A 17,911-nucleotide genomic window follows, 5' to 3' on the forward strand; every position below is an offset into this window, starting at 1 on the left:
GCTCCTTTCGTATTTTTTAAGGTTTTGGCGAAATAATTTAAAAAATGACTTTAACTATACCTGAAAAAATGGCTTTTCCCAATTGATAACCTTCAGTATTGCGGGGCAACCTTGGCAATGTTTTGCGCCAAATCAGCATCAAACCATTGGCAAAGCGCCACAAAGCGCGCGCGAACGTCAAGCAAATCTGCCAAACTATCGCCTGCAAAGCGAACGGTTAAGCTGTGACTGGTGTTGGATTTGCGAATCACGCCAAAGCCCCGCGCAAAGTCAAGCCGAACGCCATCAATGCAGCTTAAAACCGTGTCTTTTGGCAAAAGCTGTAAGGCTTGAGATTTTGAAATGATAATTTTTGGGCAGTTTTTGCAGCTGCAAAGCGTAATGGGGTTAGTATGATTAAAAGTGATTACAAGTGATTGTAAATATTGGCAAAATAACGCAAGATGGGTCACGATTGAGCAAGCCGGTGGCGCTTTGTCGGTAGATGCGTTATCAAGTGGCAAATAATGATCAGCAGTACTGACCATTAACGGCAGCGATTGGGTGATGTCAGTTAACTGATAGCAATGCTGCGGTTTTGGTTCGCCCCAATTGTCTGTGAGGGCCTTCGATCGAATTTGGTGGCTTTGGAGGGCTTGATAACGTTGGTTATTTAGCCAAAACAGCAGCCGTAAACTGGCATAAATGGCATCATCAAAACGGATAAATAAGCCATCATTAAAAATAAAATGCCCTGACAACTCGCCTGCAAATAGCGCGCGGTCTTGGCGATTATCTAGCTCTTGACGCAAAATGCTACTGCCAGTTCGAGTCATAACAGGCTCTGCTCCCAAAGCAGTTAACAGCTTTGGCAAATGATGCGAGCATTTAATATCAAATAAAATTTGATTGGCGTTAATGGAGTGCTGGCAAGTCATTGCCGCGTTTGCCAACAAATATAACAAATGATCGGGCGCCACCACCTTGCCGCGATTGTCCACAATCATCAGGCGGTCGCCGTCGCCATCAAAAGCAAGCCCCAAATCGGCTTCTAACACAATGACCGATTGCTGAAGTTCTGCCAAACGGTTTGGCTCGGTGGGATCAGGATTACCGTTCGGAAATTTGCCGTCGGGGGTGTCATTAATTAAAATTACGCGCTGACAAAACCGTGAAAATAGCGCTTTGGCAATGCAGCAAGTCGCGCCATTCATGCAGTCGATGACAATGGTAAAAGGCAGTTTTGGGTTAGATTTGGGATAAATTTTGGTGAAAACTTGGGCGATGGCGTCAATATAACGATTGGCAACTTCTTGAGCAGGCAAATAAGCAATATGTTTAGGAGTGAGCTTAAAGTTCTTTGACGTCTCAGCTAAATTTTCAAACAGCGCGCTAATATTGGCTTCACTGGCTGAGGCGTTATCCATGACCCATTTAATGCCAAGGGTGTCTTTGTCTGAGTGGCTTGCGGTCACCATAATGCCATGACCGTCAAACTCTTGCGCCCAAAATGCCATCATCGGCGTGGTCACAAGCCCCAAAATATTAATCTTAAAGCCAAAAGTTGATAATGATTTTGCTAGGTTTTGCGCTATATGTTCACTTTTTAGCCGAACATCAAAACCAATAACAATCGTTTGACCGCTAAAGTTTAGCTCATTAAAAAGTTTGGCAAAGGCAACTGCCAAGGCGCGGATAAATTCATCGGTAAACAGCTTATGATGACCGCGAATGTCATAAGCGCGAAATAAGGAGCGTTGCTTGCAAAAGCTGGTCATCATGCGCTCCTTATGCTAAAAACTTTAGTTTAGCGTATTTTAATTGCCAATAGTGTCGATAAATCTTAACCATAAGCAAAAATTGGCTATTGCCGACCAGAATGCCCAAAGCCGCCTGCACCGCGAAGGCTGTCGTTGCTAAAGTCGTCAACGATTTCAAAGTGAGGCCTGGCGATGGGAACGACAATATATTGCGCCATTCGCTCAAAGGGTTGCAATTCAAAATCGCAATCGCTGCGGTTCCAAATGCTCACCAAAAGCTCGCCTTGATAATCAGCATCAATCAGCCCAACCAAATTGCCAAGAACGATGCCATGCTTATGACCCAGTCCCGATCGCGGCAAAATCATGCCGGCAAAGTTGGGGTCGGCGATATAAACGGCAAGTCCTGTGCCAATCAGCTGGGTGCTGCCCGCTTTAATGGTGATGGGCGCATCAATGCAGGCGCGCAAATCGATCCCTGCTGAGCCGTCAGTGGCGCGGGTTGGCAGCATATCTTTATTTGCTAATAGTTTGGGGTTGAGCACTTTGACTTGAACGGCTTGCATAACATCTCACTTGTAAATTTAAAATAAAAAATTAAAGAATCAGCGCGCTTGCCAATCCTAAAAATGACATAAAGCCAACGATGTCGGTAACCGTCGTTAAGATCACTGAAGCCGATAGCGCAGGATCAATGTTCATGCGCTTGAGCAGCAGCGGGATGCTGATCCCCGAAACATTAGCAGCGGTCATATTGATGGCAATGGCAAGGGCGATGACGGCGCTGATTTTAACATCATGAAACCAAAATTGGGCAATGACTGCCATAATCACCGCCCAAATCACCCCATTAATCGCGCCGACCCAAAGCTCTTTATTAAACAGCCACCATCGGTTGGAGCCGCCGATCTGACCCATTGCAAGACCGCGAATGACCACGGTTAACGTTTGTGAGCCGGCAATCCCGCCCATGCTGGCAACCACTGGCATCAAAATGGCAAGCGCAACGACCTTTGCCAATACTGCCTCAAACTGACCGATGACCAGCGCCGCAAGCAGCGCCGTTCCCAAATTGATGCCAAGCCAAATGCTTCGGCTTTTGGCACTGGTTAAAATCGGGGCAAACAGCTCCTCATCTTGGCTAACGCCCGCCAAATTTTTCATCGTGTGATCGACGTCATCTTGGATGATTTCCATAATATCCGCGCCGTTTAATTGCCCAACCAACTCACCATGATGATTAATCACAGGTGCAAATCGGATGTCCTCTGAGCGAAAAATTGCTGCGGCATCTTGAATATCCAAACGGTCATTAACGGTTACTGCTGTTTTAATAAAGCTTGCTACGTGCTTAGATTGGTTTTGTTTGATTAAATCGACCAAGTTTAGCAAGCCAAGCAGTTGCTGATGACGATCAACGACCAAAAGCGCATCGCTTTTTTCATCCATCATGTCAGCATTGTTGCGCAGCCAAGATTGCACCTCAAATAAGGTTAAATCTTGATAGATTTGCACACTATCAGGATCCATATAACTGCCCACTTCCCAGTCTTCATAGGTGTCGAGCTGACGGATTTGCTGCTGAATGCCGACATCAAGGCTTGCTAAAACATCGCTGCGGACGCTTGAGCTGACCGTATCTAAAATCTCGGACAAATCCTGAGCATCAAGCGCTTGCGATACTTGCTGCAGCTGCTCGGAGGACATGGTTTCAGCCAGCGCTTGCCGGATGTCAAAATCAAGCTCGGCAAGCACTTCGCCTTTGCGCGCCTCTGACAACGCTTGCCAAATTAAGCGCCGCTCATGAGTGGGAAAGGATTCAAGCAAGCTTGCAATCTCAAATTTGGACTGCGCTGCCAAAAACTGCGTGACCTGATCCCAGTCCATTGCTGAAACCAGCTGCTGCAACGCCAAAAGCTTATATTCCGCGGCAAACGCTTGTGGCAATAAGTTTGGGGACAGGGTTGGCTTTTGAAACATTTGACGAGAATCAGGCATAAATGTTAACTTATCAAAATGATGACTTTTAGCGTAAAGATATGCGTTACGCTTGAACTTTGCTTAAGACTTTGGGCTAAAATTTAATCGCAACTAGCGATTGCCAAGCAGCGCTCGGATATTGGCTAAATATTCATCGGCGACTTTTTCAGGGTCTTTTTGCGCGCTTTTCTTTTTGGCTTTGGCAGGCCAATCGATATGGTCATCGGGCAACTCTTCTAAAAACCGTGACTCGGATGTCGTTCGCATTTGACCACCAGCGCGGCGCTGAGCAGCAAGGGTGAGGGTCAGCTCTTGACGGGCGCGGGTGATGCCCACATACATCAAGCGCCGTTCTTCTTCGACTGTCTCGCCGATGATGGAATTGCGGTGCGGCAGCATTTCCTCTTCAAGCCCCATGATATAAACAAAGTTAAATTCAAGACCTTTTGCCGCGTGCAAGGTCATCAAATTGACCTTATTGGTATTTTCTTCTTCTTGCTGCTGCTCAAGCATATCAAGGAGCACCAATTTGCGGATAACGTTGTCGATGGTTTTGTCGTCCTCGTCCTCAGCGCGGTTAATCAGCGCTTGAATACTGGCGTAAAGGGTGTCGATGTTGTCCAAGCGGTTTTTTTCTTGCTGCGGCGTTTTGGCGTCTGCTCGGACAAAATCAATATAGCCCGTTTCATCAATCATTTGCCGAACGAGGGGCACAGGATCAGCGTGACCGTCAAGCTCGCGGGTATAATGCTCGATAAAATCGCCAAATTCTTTAAGCGTGCTAAAAGCTTTGCTTGGCAACACATGCGAAAGCCCCGAATGACTGCAAGCAGCAAGCAGGGAGATGCTATGCTCTTGGGCAAACAGTCCCAATTTTTCAAGCGTTGCAGGTCCCATTCCGCGCTTTGGCGTATTAATAATCCGTAAAAAGGCACTGTCGTCCTCAGGGTTTAAAATCAGTCGCAAATAGCCCATGATGTCTTTGATTTCACTTTTGGCAAAAAACGACTGACCGCCCGACAATTTATACGGCACTTGCAATTGCCGAAGCTGAGCTTCTAGCATTCGCGCTTGAAAGTTGCTTCGGTAAAGTACGGCATAATCTTCCCATTCTTTGCCATAACGCAATTTATGAGTGACGATTTCTTTTGCCACGCGCTCGGCTTCGTCATCGTCATTTCGGCAATTGATGATGCGGATTTTTTCGCCATGACCTTTATCTGACCACAGTTTTTTCTCAAATAAATGCTCGTTATTGGTAATCACCGCGTTGGCAGCGGTCAAAATGCGGTTGGTTGAGCGGTAATTTTGCTCAAGTTTAATGACTTTGAGTTTCGGAAAATCTTCTTTTAACAGCGCCATATTTTCAGGTTTTGCCCCGCGCCAAGCATAAATCGACTGGTCATCATCGCCAACGACGGTAAAGCGACCTTGAACGCCAACCAAGTTTTTAATCATTTCATACTGAGCGGTGTTGGTATCTTGGTATTCATCCACCAACAAATAGCGGATTCGGTTTTGCCATTTGTCCCGAAGCTCACGATTTTCGCGTAAAATTTTGGTCGGCAAAACGATCAAATCATCAAAATCAACGGCGTTATAAGCCCGCAAATTGCGCTCATATAACGCATAAAGCGTCGCAAAAATCATATCCTCAGGGTCGGTTAAAGTTTCCGCTGCTTGCGCAGGTTCGATCAAATCGTTTTTCCAATCTGAGATCATTTTAATGGCTTTGCCGACCAGCTCGCGGCTTTCTGCGCCCGATAAGTTATCGCGCATCATCAGCTCCATCAACAGCCGCTTGCTGTCATCGCTGTCCATGATAGTAAAATTGCCTTTCAGCGGCGTGTGCAACAGCTCATAGCGCAAAAATTGCAGCCCAAATTGGTGAAAGGTCGACACGGTCAAGCCGCGCATTTTATCGCTTGATAACAGCTTGCCAACGCGAGCTTTCATTTCGCGAGCGGCTTTGTTGGTAAAGGTCACCGCCGTGATTCGCTCCGCCGGAATGTTGCAATCTTCAATCAAATGGGCAATTTTTTTGGTGATGACTGAGGTTTTGCCTGAGCCCGCGCCGGCAAGCACGAGCAGAGGTCCTGAAACGTAAAGCATCGCTTCTTTTTGTTTAGGATTGAGTTGACTCATAACGTTTTTCCGTTTTTGCAAAAAAGCCAACTTAAGCAAAGTGAAATCGTCACCTTGCCAAGCAGCGTTAAAATAAATAATTGGTAATAAAATAGATGGGTTAGCGGTCGCTTTGATGGCTATTATAAAGCAAAACGGCGAGGTTTTGCGCGCTTGCACGCGGTAGTTTTTGATGGCAAGTTTTCAAGAGAAGTAGGTTGATAAAATAAAAAACGCCAATTTTAACATTGACGTTTTTATTGAAAGTTATATTTTAAACGCTTTGCAAAATTAGATATTATTTAACTGACGCGCCGCCTCTAGCGCAAAATAAGTCAAGATGCCATCGGCGCCGGCGCGGCGAAAGCCAATGAGCGATTCTAAAATAACGGCGTCGGTCAACCAACCGTTTTGAATGGCAGCCATGTGCATGGCGTATTCGCCGGAAACTTGATAAGCAAAGGTTGGCACGCCAAAGGTGTTTTTGACCTCGCGGATCAAATCAAGGTACGGCTGACCGGGTTTAATCATCACCATGTCCGCGCCCTCAGCGATATCTAAGGCGACTTCATGCAGGGCTTCGGCGCGGTTACCAAAGTCCATCTGATACTGTTTTTTATGACCGCCTTTGAGATTGCCGGCACTACCAACGGCATCACGAAAAGGACCATAGTAAGCAGAAGCATATTTGGCGGAATATGCCATGAGCGCGGTATTGGCAAAGCCTTCGGTCTCAAAGGCATCGCGCATGGCTTTGATGCGACCATCCATCATGTCGCTTGGGGAGATGATATCAGCGCCAGCGCGGGCATGAACGAGCGCTTGCTTTACGAGCGCCTCAACGGTTGGGTCATTGACCACGTAGTCGTTATCATCAAGCAGACCGTCCTGACCGTGTGACGTGTAAGGGTCGAGCGCCACATCGGTCATCACCACCATTTCAGGGATGGCATCTTTGACCGCTTTGATTGTTCGTGCAGTTAAACCATTGTCATCATAAGCAATTTTACCATCCGGCGTTTTTAAGCTGTTGTCAATCACCGGGAAAATGTCGATGGTGGTGACGCCCTCGGCAAGCAACTCTTTGGCAAACTTAATCAACAAATCAATCGATAAGCGCTCAACGCCGGGCATACTTTTGACCGCTTGTCTTTGATTTTCGCCTTCTAACACAAAAACAGGGGCAATAAAGTGTTTTGGATGCAGTTCCACCTCGCGAATCATCGCGCGAACATTGTCGTTGTAACGCAATCGGCGTAGGCGAGTGGCAGGAAATTGACGGTTAAAGGTGTAGCTCATAATAGTTCCTAGGTTGGCTCTGGTTATAAATTAAGCGATAAAAATAAAACTACTATACTAAAAATAGGGTCTTAAAAGCAAAAAGCCCCACCAGTTGGGCAGGGCTTTTTTAAAGGTTTTACAAGATTATTTCTCAACAATCGGGGTCACGGGCGCTTGCTCAACCGGCGTTTCTTGAGTAACGACGCCAACGGTCGCGTCAGGCTTGCCGTCTTTGGTGACATCAACGATCGCTTTTGGTTCAAACTCAGCTTTGGCAGGCAATTTGGCTTGCTTGATGGCGACCGCTTCAGGAAGCGTTGCCACGCGAGCAGAGCTTGCAGCGTCCACGGCGTAAGCGGCTTTTGCTTCAGCGCTGCCATTACCGCGATTTTGATTGCCAATTTGCGCAAGGTTAGTATATTGCGATACCGGAATCACTTTTGGAATATCAAGGTTCGCCCCACCGCCAAGCGCTTGATAAAGCTCAATTTGGCTGATGATTTTTTGAAGTTCCAAATTTAAAATGCCTTGCTGCGTTGAAAACAGCGAGCGCTGAGCATCAAGAACGTCCAAATAGTTGGCGATACCGGCTTTAAATCTGGCATCAGCGATTTGATACGTCTGCTCAAAGTTATCTTGCAATCGGTACTGGGCATTGAGCTGCTCGCCTAAAGTTGCGCGATTGGCAAGAACGTCTGAGACCTCTTTAAACGCCGTTTGGATCGATCTTTCATAAGTGGTGAGCGCTTGCTGACGCTCAACTTGCGCCACTTCATAGTTGGCGTTCAATCTGCCACCATCAAAAATTGGCACGCTTAAGTTAGGACCAATCGACCAGCCAAATGCGCCACTTTTGAACAAATCGCTCAAGCTTGAGCTGCTCACACCAACGCTGCTGGCAAGGCTGATGGTTGGGTAGTAGTTGGCGCGCGCCACATCGATATTGGCGCCGGCGGCTTTTAAATTGTACTCCGCTTGCAAAATGTCGGGGCGGAAGCGCAAAAGCTCACTTGGCAGTCCTGCACTAAAGATTTTTTGGTTGGTGATGTTGCTGACCGCAGGCATTGGCATCAAATTACTAGGAATCGGGGCGCCAATCAAATACTGCAAGGCATTTTTAGCGGTTAAAATGCTGCTTTGCGCTTGTAGTACTGCCAATCGCGCGTTTTCAAGAGACGCACTTGCTTGCAAAGAGGGCAGTTTAGGATCAATCCCAGCTTCAAAGCGTTTATTGGCAATAAATAACGAGCGCTCACGGCTCTCAACGGTGGCTTCTGCCAGTTTTAATTGCGCCAAGCTATAGCTTAAATTGGCGTAACTTTGAGCGATGTTACTGATCAAGCTGATTTGGGTGGCATCTTTTGCGGCGGTGGTCGCCAAAAAGTTTTGCAAGGCTTGATCTTTTAAGCTTGCAATTTTGCCCCAAAAATCAAGCTCATAGCTTGAAAGCCCTAAATTGACATTATAGCCAGTACCAGTTGAAGCCCCTCCTAATGAATTTGCACGCCGAGAGCGCGATACGTCAGCGCTGCCATTGATGCTTGGCAAATCATTAATATCGGTGATTTGATATTGCGCTCGCGCTTTTTCGATAGCAAGGCTTGCGTTTTTAAAGTCCTTATTGTTATCAAGACCAAGCGCAATCAGCCCTTTTAAGCGCTCATCACTATAAAAGTTTTGCCAACGCTGCGCGGCAAGACTTGGCTCACCGGCGCGGCTGGTTGTTTCTTTGTCAAAGGCATCAAATGGCTTTTCAACCGGCAAGTTAGGCTCAGCAAGTACAGGGCTTCTGTCCGCCTTTGGGATGGTTTGGCACGCTGCCATCGTGAGCACAAGCGCACTTAATGCCAGCAGGCGACCGCCGTTTTTGATCCCAATTGCCGCAGCGTTTGGTGCAAAAGTTTGTAAAATCACGGGTCGAGAACTCATTTTATATTGTCTCCAAGGCTTACAGGCTGATAACTGGTCGCAGGGGTGATGACAATATGCTCATCACTTGGCAAGCCTTTGTCAGTGTTGTTTGGGTGAATAGGCGCAGGATCGTTTGGCGTCCCATTGCCGCCGCCATCTTTTGGTGGGTTGCCATATTTGTGCGGGAACATCCCACGAACCCAAATATAAAACATCGGAATAAAGAAAATCCCTAAGAAGGTGGCGCTGATGACGCCGCCCAAAACGCTGGTGCCGATGGCGTTTTGGCTGCCAGAGCCGGCGCCAGTTGCCACAAATAATGGCACAACACCGATGCCAAAGGCAAGCGAGGTCATAATAATCGGGCGCAATCGTTGCCGAGCCGCCGTCATGACCGCCTCGCGAAGGCTGTAGCCTTCTTCTTGGTGCTCTTTGGCAAATTCGATAATCAAAATGGCGTTTTTGGCAGAAAGCCCAACCACGGTCAATAGCCCCACTTGTAAATAAACGTCGTTGGCAAAGTCGCGAAGCCACGTGAAAATCGCTGCTCCCAATACCCCAAGCGGAATAACAAGCAGCACTGAAAACGGAATCGACCAGCTTTCATAAAGCGCAGCCAAGCATAAGAATACCACAAGAATCGAGATAGCATAGAGCATCGGTGCTTGAGCCCCTGATTTTTGCTCCTCAAGTGACAGCCCCGTCCACTCAAAGCCGACGCCATCAGGAAGCTTAGCGACCATTTCTTCCATGGCATCCATTGCCACACCGGTACTTAATCCAGGAGCGGCGCTACCTTGAAGGTTCATTGACGGTAAGCTGTTATAGCGAGTCAGCCTTGGCGATCCGGATTGCCATTCGCTGTTTGAGAACGCATTAAACGGAATCATATTGCCGACATCGTTTCGAACGTACCATTTACCGATGTCCTCAGGATTGGTTCGGCTGCTTGGGATACCTTGGATAAAGACGCGTTTAATACGACCGCGATCAACGAAGTCATTGATATATCCTGAGCCCCAAGCGGTTGAAATCACGCTATTGATGCTGGCAAGTGACAAGCCATAAGCGGCAGCTTGCTCTTGATTGATATTGACTTTAAGCTGCGGCGCATCTTCTTGACCGTTTGGTCTGACGCCGGTGACTTTGTCATTTTGAGCTGCCATACCAAGGAGCATATTTCGCGCTTCAAGCAGCCCATCATGACCGACATTGCCCACATCTTGCAGCATCATATCAAAGCCACTGGCGTTACCAAGCTCGGTAATCGCAGGCGGAACAATAGCAAATACTTGAGCTTCGTTGAGCTGGGTCATAAAGTAACCCATCGCGCGACCTGCCACCGCTTGCGCGGTATTGTCATCGCCTTTGCGATTTTCCCAATCCGTTAAGCGAACAAACGCCAGCCCCATATTTTGACCTTGACCGGCAAAACTAAATCCGGCAACGGTAAATACGGATGCTATATTGTCTTTTTCTTGGGTGTTGTAATAGGTGTTAACTTTATCAAGAACCGCTTGGGTCTCGTTGAGCGTGGCACCAGCTGGCAGTTGCACCAAGGTAAACATGATCCCTTGGTCTTCTTCAGGCAAAAACGAGCTTGGAATGCGTAAAAAGATGACCGCCATAATGCCGATAATCGCAGCATAAGCAATCAAATACAGCCATTTAAACCGGATGCTTTTGCCAACAAAGTTTTCATACGACCGGCTTAACCGGTAAAAGGTGCGGTTAAACCAACCAAAAAAGCCTTTTTGGTTGTCTTGATTGGCTTTGTCATGGCTTTTACTGCGTTTAAGGAGCGTCACGCAAAGGGCAGGGGTGAAAATCAATGCCACAAGCGCTGACAATACCATGCTGGTAATCAACGTGATGGAGAACTGACGGTAAATCACCCCCGTTGAGCCGCCAAAAAATGCCATAGGAACGAAAACAGCAGACAAAATCAGCGCAATACCAATAACGATTTTACTGATTTCACCCATCGATTTAATGGTGGCATCTTTTACCGAAATATCGGGATTTTCTTCCAAAATCCGCTCGACGTTTTCGACCACCACAATCGCGTCATCGACCAGTAGCCCGATGGAAAGCACGAGCGCAAACATGGTTAAAACGTTAATACTAAATCCGGCAACATATAAAACCGCAAACGTTCCAAGCAATACCACAGGAACGGCAAGCGTTGGAATAATGGTCGCGCGCCAGTTTTGCAAAAAGATAAACATCACGATGAAAACAAGCACGATGGCTTCAATCAACGTATGAACCACTTGGTCAATTGATAAGCGAACAAACGGCGTGGTGTCATAAGGAACGACAGAAACCAGTCCTGCCGGAAAGTTCTGCTCAAGCTCTGCCATTCGCGCGCCAACAGCTTCACGAGTTTCTAAAGCGTTTGCCCCGCCTGCTAAGGAAATACCTAAACCTGCGGCTTCTTGACCGTTATATAACGACACGACGCTGTAGTTTTCTGAGCCAATTTCAACGTCAGCCACGTCTCCTAAACGAACTTGAGCGCCCGATTGGTCCGTTTTTAGCAAGATATTTCGAAACTCTTCTGGTGTTTGCAGATAGCTTTGGACAGTTACGGTTGCGTTAATGACTTGCTGGTCGGTATCAGCAGGTGCTTGTCCCAATTGACCGGCGGAGATTTGCGCATTTTGAGCGCGAACGGCCTCGACCACGTCGGATGGCACCATGCTATAGCTGCGAAGTTTGGCAGGATCAAGCCAAATGCGCATGGCATACGAGGAGCCAAACACTTGAACTTCACCAACGCCTTCAACGCGGCTTAACTGATCCACAACGTTTGAGTTGATATAATCGGCGATATCGCTTTTGTCCATAGAGCCGTCTTCAGAAACGAACCCTTGAACCATTAAAAAGCTGCTTGAGGACTTGTTGACGTTAACGCCTTGGCGCTGAACCTCTTGCGGCAAAGCGCTCATCGCCGCTTGCAGTTTATTTTGAACCTGAACCTGAGCGGTATCAGGATCCGTACCGTTTTCAAAGGTTAAGGTGACGGATGCGCCGCCGTTTGATGAGCTTGATGAGGACATATACATGAGACCATCAAGACCTTTCATGCGCTGCTCGATAATCTGAACGACAGAGTCCTCAACGGTTTGCGCGTTGGCGCCCGGATAGCTTGCGCTCACCGAAATGGTGGGCGGAGCAATCCTTGGGTACTGTTCGATCGGCAAATTGACGACCGAAATCACCCCAATGAGCATGACTAAAATCGCCATCACCCAAGCAAAAATAGGGCGATCAATAAAAAAACGTGACATAGTATATTCCTAAGTCTTCCTATTTTGATTGGGAATCTTTTGATTGAGGGTTAGCTTTTGCTTGAGCTTCACGAGTGGCAGCTTCTTTTTGTGCAGGAGCTGTACTTGGGTCTTCAAGCGGTTTGACCACCACTTCTTGATCCGGTTTGACTTTTGCGCCGCCGATCACCACGACTTGATCGCCGTTATTAAGACCATCGGTGACCACCCATTTGCCATCATAAGTGCCATCGATGGTCACAGGGCGAACTTGGATTTTGTTGTTGGCATCAACGATATAGACTTGTGAATCACCTTTAGGTGTTCGCATGACGGCGCTTTGTGGGATAAGGGCTGCATTTGGCACCACACTTTGGGTCAATCTTGCCGTTACATACATCCCTGGAAGCAGCACAGCATTACTGTTAGGGAAGATGGCACGCAAGGTGACCGCGCCGGTTGCCTCATCGACTTTGGCTTCAGCAAGCGCAAGCTTTCCTTGAACTGGATAAACGGAGCCGTCTTCAAGCACAAGCTCAACTGAGTTAAGACCTTGCTGGGCTTTACCGCTAGACAACTGCTGGCGAAGCTTTAATAGCTCAGAGGACGATTGGCTAATATCCACATAAATGGGGTCAAGGCGCGAAATGGTCACCATTGGATTGGCTTGGCTTGCGCTGACCAACGTTCCGGCAGTCACAATTGAGCGGTCGGTGCGACCTGTGATTGGCGCGCGAACGATGGTTCGGTTTAGATCAAGCGTGCTGGCTTGAAGCCCAGATTTTGCCGTTTGAATCCCCGCTTTAGCACTTGCAATTCCCGCTTCAGATTGACCAATTGCCGCGCGAGCGCTTTCAACCGCCGCTTGAGCCGTTCGGACTTGGGTTAAGGCTTGGTCATATTGCTGCTTTGAGATGGCATCAATATCAATCAAACCTTTTAAACGATTTAAATCATTTTGCGCTTGGGCAAGTGATGCTTGCTGACTTGCCAGCTCCGCTTTGGCATTGGCGTTATTTGCCAGCGCCGTTTGATAATTGGCTTGAGCTTGCTCAATGGCTGCCTGACCACTGGTAATTGAGGACGTATAATTGTCCGTATTAATTCGATAAAGTGGCTGACCTTTTTTGACATTGCTGCCTTCACGGAACAACACCTCATCGATAATGCCATTCACTTGCGGTCGAACATCCGCTGTTTGATAAGCGGTGGTTCGCCCTGAAAACGTCTGAACTTGCGGCACCATGCCAAGGGTGACTGTTTGAACGTTGACCACCGCCGGTGGCATTTGCTGCTGGGCTGCCGCCGCCTCAGCGCCATCCTCTTTTTTGTCACAGCCAACCAATGCGGCGCTTGATAATACAGTGGCAATTATAAGCGCAAGATAAGAGTGCTTCATCAATGTCCTCGGCGAGAAAAAAATAAAAAATCGAAACGAAAAGGGGAGTCAATCATCTTAGAATCATTCATCAATCAAATAGGAAAACGACCCAAAAAATTTTATAGCCGCCCGTTATTTCTAAGCTTGTTCAGTCATCAAAGCTCATTGAATAATCCGGAATCCATCAGGGCTGCTAAAAATCGGCTAGGTAAATGTAATTCAATCAATTATTATAAACTATAGGGATAACCCCACAGTCAAGCTGAAAATCCTGTTGAAGCGGAACGTTGATAGCGCATTGAAAGTCTGCTCAGCAAAAAAACATCGCAATTACAAGCATTACATGAAAAAACGCTCAAGAAACTTTACCAAGATTGCGCGCTGTTAAATTGTTAAGAATTGTTATATTAAACGGTTTGGCACAAAATTTTGCCGAAAAACCGCTTAAAATCAGCACTGCTAAGATTTTCTTAAAATAAGCAAGCGTAAATTGTTATCGCTATCGTTTAGCTTGCTTTGATTGGCAATTAGGAAAAATTAACAGCGCAAAAAAAGACCGCTTGTAATAAGCGGTCTTTATAAAAAAGTATAAAAGCGGATAGTGCCATCTTATTTGATTAGATGAGATGGCTTAGTTAAACGAGTCTTGAGACGGCAAGCTGAGTCAGATCTATCAATCCTTGACGATAGCGATTGTCAGGGAGTTTTGATAACGCGGTTTGGGCAAGATGGGTTTCCTCAAGCGCGCGCTGTTTGCAATAATCAAGCGCCCCTGACTCCCGAACCAAACGGATTAAGCCCTCATTGTCCTCGGTTTTGCCCGTTTGAACGGCAATTCGCAGCTGATTAAAGCTGTCCGGATTGCGGTTTTTTAACAATTCAAGCGCTTTAATCGTTGGCAACGTTGGCTTACCTTCAGCTAAGTCATCGCCTAAGTTTTTACCCATCACCGCGCTGTCGCCGCTATAATCAAGAACATCATCAATGATTTGAAACGCATTGCCAAAATGCTGACCAAAATCGGCAAGCGGCGTTAAATACTGCTCTTGACCTTGCAAAATTGCCGCCCCTTGCGTTGCCATCATAAAGAGCCGCGACGTTTTACCATCGATAATTCGCAAATAATCGTTTTCGGTTGCCTCAGGGTTGTGCTGATGTTGTAATTGCAGCACCTCACCTTCGGCAATATCACAAGTACCATCGGAAAACAATTTTAATAAAGGCAGACTTTGAAAGCCCACCAATAAATTAAAGGCTCGCGCAATTAGATAATCACCCACCAAAACTGCGGTTGCATTGTCCCAAGTGGCGTTTGCTGTCGGCTTGCCGCGGCGCTGACCGGACTCATCGATCACATCATCGTGAACGAGCGTTGCCGTATGCAGCATCTCCGTAATCGCTGCCAAATGCATCGCTGGATGGGATGGCGAATCGTCAAGCATCCGCGAACAAAGTAGGGTAATCAGCGGTCGCATGCGCTTGCCACCTGCGTTAATCACATGGTTTGAAACGCTCATGACCAATTGGACTTTGGAGTTTAAGCTGCCAAAAACCTGCTTATCCATAATGGCAAAATCGTCGCTGACGATATGTTGAATGTCGCTATAGCTTGGCGCGATTGGCAGATCCGTTGCAGCTTGCGATTTGAAAGCTAATAAAGTCATAGTCACCGATCAAAAAAAAGAAGTTAAAGTAAGCGATAACGCCGTTATAATAAAAAGTCAGTCGTTTTTATCATAACATAGCGGGCAAGCTTGCCGCATCTATTAAGCCATGATAAGCCCTGCAAAATTTTTAAGCGCCGATTTACACTAACTGGTTTTAACCTTGTTTTTTTAAAAAAACTTAAATCTTGCCTGAGAACTAATAACAAATCATACGTTTGCGCGTCAAAAACTTTCGGCATCACTTGCTTTTATCCCAAAAATTTCGTAAAATCTTGCCTTTATTTTTCCCTGTCGTGTTCGTTTGAAGTGTGGGTATCACACCTACCACGGCACACGGGTTAAGCGGAGTCAAACAATGTACGCAGTAATCAAAAGTGGTGGTAAACAGCACCGTGTCGCCGTCGATGAGTTGCTTAAAGTTGAACTACTAAAAGCAGAAAAAGGCGCAACCTTAACGCTTGATGACGTTTTAATGGTCGTTAATGGCGATGACATCAAAATCGGTCAGCCGGTTGTTGAAGGCGCAAATGTTGAAGTTGAAGTGATTGACCACGGTCGCGGCGACAAAATCCGCATCGTCAAACACCGCCGCCGTAAGCATTACCACAAAGAGCAAGGTCACCGTCAGTGGTACACCTTGTTAAAAATCAAAGCGATTAACGCTTAATTATTTAATTTTAAATAATTGCTCAAACGCTAAATTAACAAGGAGAATTATCCATGGCACATAAAAAAGCTGCCGGTTCTACCCGTAACGGTCGTGACTCAAACCCAAAAATGCTTGGCGTAAAAGTATTTGGCGGTCAAGAAGTTGTTGCTGGTAACATCATCGTGCGTCAGCGCGGCACTGAATTTCATGCAGGCGAAGGCGTTGGCATGGGTCGTGACCACACGCTATTTGCTTTAAATGACGGCGTGGTAAAATTTGCCACCAAAGGTCAATTTAACCGCCGTTATGTGATGGTTGAAGGCGAATAAGTTTTAGCCCTTCATAACTCAAAAAGTCCTTATCACTTGGTGGTAAGGACTTTTTTTATTTAGTGAATTTTTTATTTAGAGAATTCTTTATTATAAGTTTTAGCTTTTTTTGGAACACTCATTCTCAAATATGGTGTTAAGGCTTAGAAGTAATAAATTGCCGATGGTGGCTGAAAGCTGAATTAAGTCAGACTTCAAGTTACAAGCGCGTATGGCAAGAGCAGTAATCATTGCAATTTTTGACTAGGCGCGTAATAAAAAAACTGGCAAACTTGTCGCTATTAAATCTTATAAGGAATGACTTAATTTGCTTTTGCTGGGTTTTATAACGATTGCTTACGCCCTTATAAGATGATAACGCCGCAAAAAGCGATTAAAGCAAAGTGTATGTTGGCTTTGCAAGTTTAAGAGGAAGAATAATGAATCATTTAAATGCTAAATCTCGTATCAAACAAAAAATAATGACCAGCGCTTTAACGGGCGCAATCGTGATGAGCATGGGCGCGGCTGTCCCCATGATGGCAATCAGCCAAAGCGCAAATGCCGCAGCTGCCGACAATTTAACTGCGGCTAAACGCTTAAATACGTTACTTGCCAATACCAAAAGCATGAGCGCTAATTTTACTCAAACGACCAAAGGCGCCAAAAGCGGCACGTTTAAAGGCTCTATGAGCGTTCAGCGACCAAATAATTTTCGCTGGGAAACCAAATCGCCCTCAGAGCAGCTGATCGTTGCCAACGGCAATACGCTTTGGGTTTATGACAAAGATTTAGAGCAAGCGACTAAGCAAAGCGTAGACAATCAAGTAGGCAACACGCCCGCACTTTTATTGTCAGGGGACCCAAGTAAGATCGACCAAAACTTTAAAATCACCCAGCCGTATAGCACCAAAAACTATTATGTGTTGTATCCAAAATCTGCAAACGCCAACTTTAAAAACCTGTCAATCAGCTTTAATGGCGGCAAACCAGTGATGATGGTACTTAACGACTCCCTTGGGCAAACCACTTCCATCAAGTTTAGCAACATTAAGCTTAACCCAAGTTTGAATAGCAGCCAGTTTAAATTTACCCCGCCAAAAGGCGTGGATGTGATTAACCAGTAGGTTAGGCTATCAGCAAATGAGCTAATAATAGACGCTAGCGTCTATATTTAAAAACAGGTCAATTACGACCTGTTTTTTTATGCCCAATGCTTTGATAGCAAGGATTGTCATAAAAATCTTTGCCATTTTCATAAAAAATAACGCAAGTGATTATTGAAGTGGTTGATAACTTCTTAAATCGATAGGTTGCAATTGATACGATTTGGTTTACAATATGGGGTAATTTTTCGCACGTCATCAAGGACGAATAAGCATTTGATCAAAAAATTTTTTATAATCAAATGCTTAAGAAAATGGCATTATAAAAGAAGCTAAATTTGGGCAATTTTAACGTTTGCCGTCATGCTGACAATATATTTTGTAGCATAATCACGCCTTGAAAACTGGGCAAATTCTAGCTTTTAGACCTCGATGTGCGTATAGTGAACAAACAATTTATGCCAGTTGTCAAACGATTATGTTGACGCTAAAT

12 protein-coding genes are annotated in these 17,911 nt (G+C 46.1%); 3 read left to right on the forward strand and 9 right to left on the reverse strand.

Going from position 1 to position 17,911, the window contains the following annotated elements; translation table 11 throughout:
* Positions 1–92: 92 nt before the first annotated feature.
* The 9 genes from HF322_RS08815 to HF322_RS08855 all read right to left on the reverse strand — a co-directional run bounded on the left by HF322_RS08815 (position 93) and on the right by HF322_RS08855 (position 15,253).
* The gene (locus tag HF322_RS08815; protein ID WP_169393085.1) at positions 93–1,757 is read right to left on the reverse strand and encodes a phosphomannomutase; all 1,665 of its coding nucleotides are present in this window, start codon (positions 1,755–1,757) and stop codon (positions 93–95) included.
* 86 nt (positions 1,758–1,843) lie between these two features.
* The gene (gene dut, locus HF322_RS08820) at positions 1,844–2,305 is read right to left on the reverse strand and encodes a dUTP diphosphatase (protein WP_169393086.1); all 462 of its coding nucleotides are present in this window, start codon (positions 2,303–2,305) and stop codon (positions 1,844–1,846) included.
* 31 nt (positions 2,306–2,336) lie between these two features.
* A complete protein-coding gene (locus HF322_RS08825) occupies positions 2,337–3,737 on the reverse strand; it encodes a magnesium transporter (protein ID WP_169393087.1) in 1,401 nt (466 codons plus the stop codon).
* A 93-nt stretch (positions 3,738–3,830) separates the two neighbouring features.
* A complete protein-coding gene (locus HF322_RS08830) occupies positions 3,831–5,864 on the reverse strand; it encodes a UvrD-helicase domain-containing protein (protein ID WP_169393088.1) in 2,034 nt (677 codons plus the stop codon).
* 270 nt (positions 5,865–6,134) lie between these two features.
* On the reverse strand, positions 6,135–7,142 hold the full coding sequence (gene hemB / locus HF322_RS08835; protein ID WP_169393089.1) for a porphobilinogen synthase: 1,008 nt from the start codon (positions 7,140–7,142) through the stop codon (positions 6,135–6,137).
* A 126-nt stretch (positions 7,143–7,268) separates the two neighbouring features.
* The gene (locus tag HF322_RS08840; protein ID WP_169393090.1) at positions 7,269–9,053 is read right to left on the reverse strand and encodes an efflux transporter outer membrane subunit; all 1,785 of its coding nucleotides are present in this window, start codon (positions 9,051–9,053) and stop codon (positions 7,269–7,271) included.
* Entirely contained in the window at positions 9,050–12,328 is a 3,279-nt protein-coding gene (locus tag HF322_RS08845) for an efflux RND transporter permease subunit (RefSeq protein ID WP_169393091.1), read from the reverse strand. Before HF322_RS08845 ends, HF322_RS08840 begins: the two co-directional genes overlap by 4 nt.
* Before the next feature lie 19 nt (positions 12,329–12,347).
* Positions 12,348–13,706 (reverse strand): efflux RND transporter periplasmic adaptor subunit, encoded by a 1,359-nt coding sequence (locus HF322_RS08850; protein WP_169393092.1) that lies wholly within the window; start codon positions 13,704–13,706, stop codon positions 12,348–12,350.
* 617 nt (positions 13,707–14,323) lie between these two features.
* A complete protein-coding gene (locus tag HF322_RS08855) occupies positions 14,324–15,253 on the reverse strand; it encodes a polyprenyl synthetase family protein (RefSeq protein WP_223193255.1) in 930 nt (309 codons plus the stop codon).
* Between the two features lie 457 nt (positions 15,254–15,710).
* On the opposite strand from HF322_RS08855, the gene rplU reads away from it, so the two are divergent.
* From rplU to lolA, 3 genes are all read left to right on the forward strand, one after another.
* On the forward strand, positions 15,711–16,022 hold the full coding sequence (gene rplU / locus HF322_RS08860; protein ID WP_169393094.1) for a 50S ribosomal protein L21: 312 nt from the start codon (positions 15,711–15,713) through the stop codon (positions 16,020–16,022).
* A 53-nt stretch (positions 16,023–16,075) separates the two neighbouring features.
* Positions 16,076–16,333 (forward strand): 50S ribosomal protein L27, encoded by a 258-nt coding sequence (gene rpmA / locus HF322_RS08865; protein WP_169393095.1) that lies wholly within the window; start codon positions 16,076–16,078, stop codon positions 16,331–16,333.
* Positions 16,334–16,752: 419 nt separating this feature from the next.
* Positions 16,753–17,439 (forward strand): outer membrane lipoprotein chaperone LolA, encoded by a 687-nt coding sequence (gene lolA / locus HF322_RS08870; protein ID WP_169393096.1) that lies wholly within the window; start codon positions 16,753–16,755, stop codon positions 17,437–17,439.
* Positions 17,440–17,911: the final 472 nt, after the last annotated feature.

It is taken from the genome of Psychrobacter sp. MF31 (genome assembly GCF_012847335.1).
Lineage (GTDB): Bacteria > Pseudomonadota > Gammaproteobacteria > Pseudomonadales > Moraxellaceae > Psychrobacter.

Bases quoted from the DNA above. Each gene is read 5' to 3' on its own strand.
- hemB (WP_169393089.1), bottom strand. From the start codon at position 7,142: ATGAGCTACACCTTTAACCGTCAATTTCCTGCCACTCGCCTACGCCGA.
- HF322_RS08845 (WP_169393091.1), bottom strand. From the start codon at position 12,328: ATGTCACGTTTTTTTATTGATCGCCCTATTTTTGCTTGGGTGATGGCG.
- lolA (WP_169393096.1), top strand. From the start codon at position 16,753: ATGAATCATTTAAATGCTAAATCTCGTATCAAACAAAAAATAATGACC.
- rpmA (WP_169393095.1), top strand. From the start codon at position 16,076: ATGGCACATAAAAAAGCTGCCGGTTCTACCCGTAACGGTCGTGACTCA.
- HF322_RS08855 (WP_223193255.1), bottom strand. From the start codon at position 15,253: ATGGATAAGCAGGTTTTTGGCAGCTTAAACTCCAAAGTCCAATTGGTC.
- dut (WP_169393086.1), bottom strand. From the start codon at position 2,305: ATGCAAGCCGTTCAAGTCAAAGTGCTCAACCCCAAACTATTAGCAAAT.
- HF322_RS08815 (WP_169393085.1), bottom strand. From the start codon at position 1,757: ATGACCAGCTTTTGCAAGCAACGCTCCTTATTTCGCGCTTATGACATT.
- HF322_RS08825 (WP_169393087.1), bottom strand. From the start codon at position 3,737: ATGCCTGATTCTCGTCAAATGTTTCAAAAGCCAACCCTGTCCCCAAAC.
- HF322_RS08850 (WP_169393092.1), bottom strand. From the start codon at position 13,706: ATGAAGCACTCTTATCTTGCGCTTATAATTGCCACTGTATTATCAAGC.
- HF322_RS08840 (WP_169393090.1), bottom strand. From the start codon at position 9,053: ATGAGTTCTCGACCCGTGATTTTACAAACTTTTGCACCAAACGCTGCG.
- HF322_RS08830 (WP_169393088.1), bottom strand. From the start codon at position 5,864: ATGAGTCAACTCAATCCTAAACAAAAAGAAGCGATGCTTTACGTTTCA.
- rplU (WP_169393094.1), top strand. From the start codon at position 15,711: ATGTACGCAGTAATCAAAAGTGGTGGTAAACAGCACCGTGTCGCCGTC.